This is a genomic window from Dolichospermum sp. LEGE 00246, from assembly GCF_015207865.1.
GTDB lineage: Bacteria > Cyanobacteriota > Cyanobacteriia > Cyanobacteriales > Nostocaceae > Dolichospermum > Dolichospermum heterosporum.
In genome coordinates, this window is the sequence record NZ_JADEWA010000779.1 from 1 (window position 1) to 1,015 (window position 1,015).

Annotated in this window: 1 protein-coding gene; it reads left to right on the forward strand. The window is 43.4% G+C overall.

Annotated elements, in window-relative coordinates:
• Positions 1-170: 170 nt before the first annotated feature.
• Complete coding sequence (locus IQ228_RS26295) at positions 171-899, forward strand: choice-of-anchor R domain-containing protein (protein WP_193965052.1); 729 nt, start codon at positions 171-173, stop codon at positions 897-899.
• The last annotated feature ends 116 nt before the right edge of the window (positions 900-1,015 follow it).

Consider the following 1,015-nt stretch of genomic DNA (forward strand, 5'->3'; position numbering starts at 1 on the left):
GGACAAGAATTAAGCGGGGAAAGGGAGGAGGGGGGACAAGAATTAGGATTGGGTATGTGATAATTTTTCATATTTTGCTGTTTCTATTTGAGTGATTTTGAGATATTCTACTGCTAAGTACCGAGTCGGTACATCTGAGGAAATTAAAAACATAAGAAACAAAGGACATCATGATCAGCACCAATTTTCAAAAATGGGGGGGGGTAGTTGCTTCCCTGGTAAGCATTCTAGCTCTTTCTAGTCCTGCCAAAGCCGTTACCTTATTTGGTAATTATTCATTTACAAATGATACACATAATACTGCTATTTATCCTGCTACAAATACAACGGGTAAAGCCATTGGATTTACCCTACCTGTCACTACTAACTATACCCTAGATAGCATATTACTTCGTCTAGGCAGCTATAATACCACTGCGGGTGATGTAGTAAAACTGCAAATCTATAGGGATGCTGCCAAAACTAGCAATAGTCCCCTTGGCACAACTCTTGAATCGCTGACGTTTAATAATCCCAGCTCTGGTAGTAATGCAATCGGGAATTTTAGCTTTACACCAACTACAAACTTCACCTTTTTAGCAGATACACGCTATTGGCTGTTAATGACTGTTCCCTCTGGTGATGGTGTTCTTTGGAGAGCGAATAACCCAAGTCTTTCACCGACTGGAATTACTGGTATGGTTAATAACGGCTATCAGGGTACTAATGGCGGTGCTACCTATAGTACGAGCATCACTTTCAACAGTTTCCAAATTAATGCTACTGCTGCGACTCCTGTTCCCTTTGAGACTGATGCCGCACCAGCAGGTATGGCAATTGTCTTTGGTGCTTTGATGTTGCGGAGAAGGTTGCAGCAGCGCTCGGCTCGGAAGATGTTAGCAGAGTCGGTTGATTCTTGATTGATTCATGAGCCAACAGTTCAGTAAAATCAAAGATTTCTGAACATAACTCCCCTTCTCTCCTGTCCCCTTCTCTCCTGTCCCCCTCCTCGCTTGCGGGGAGGGGCTAGGGGTGG

Coding starts and splice junctions, on each gene's coding strand:
- IQ228_RS26295 (WP_193965052.1), top strand. CDS start 171: ATGATCAGCACCAATTTTCAAAAATGGGGGGGGGTAGTTGCTTCCCTG.